1 protein-coding gene is annotated in these 762 nt (G+C 45.8%); it reads left to right on the plus strand.

The genetic code is table 11. The annotated features are described in order from the left end of the window. A partial coding sequence (gene sbcB, locus B4K20_RS04130; protein WP_289281999.1) for an exodeoxyribonuclease I occupies positions 1-762 on the plus strand: 762 nt, incomplete at both ends.

Raw genomic sequence — 762 nt, forward strand, 5'->3', positions numbered from 1 at the left:
TTCTGGCACAGATCCCCGTTATGACAGACCTTTGCAGTTTGCCGGTATTCGCACCGATGAAGATCTCAATATCATTGGCGAACCGTTGATGATTTATTGCAAACCCGCCAACGATTTTTTACCTCATCCACAAGCATCTCTAATCACCGGCATTACACCACAAAAAGCGGAAAAAGAAGGCTTGACTGAGGCCGAGTTTATGGCGCGTATACATGCTGAACTGGCAGAGCCAGGCACCTGCGGTGTGGGTTATAACAGTTTACGGTTTGATGATGAGTTCACCCGCTTTAGTTTGTTTCGTAATTTTTATGATGCTTATGCCCGTGAATGGCAGAACGGTAATTCTCGCTGGGATATTATCGACATGGTCAGGCTGACTCGGGCACTCAGACCGGAAGGCATCAACTGGCCTGATCGCGAAGACGGCAAACCCAGTTTTCGATTAGAGCATTTAACCGCAGCCAATAATATTGAACAAATTGGTGCTCATGATGCCCTAGTAGACGTTTATGCCACCATAGAAATTGCTAAGCTCATTAAAAATGCACAACCCAAATTATTTGATTATGTTTATCAGAATCGTCGCAAAAATGCGGTTGCCCCCCTACTGAACATCCGTGAGCGCACGCCTGTCATTCATGTATCTAGAATGTATCCCAGTGAGTATTGCGGCGCGGCAATGGTGGTACCTTTAGCAAAAGATCCGACCAATCCTAATGGCGTTATTGTCTACGACTGTCGCTACGATCCTACCGATTTAAT

It is taken from the genome of Methylophaga sp. UBA5088, from assembly GCF_002414625.1.
GTDB classification, from domain to species: Bacteria; Pseudomonadota; Gammaproteobacteria; order Nitrosococcales; family Methylophagaceae; genus Methylophaga; species Methylophaga marina.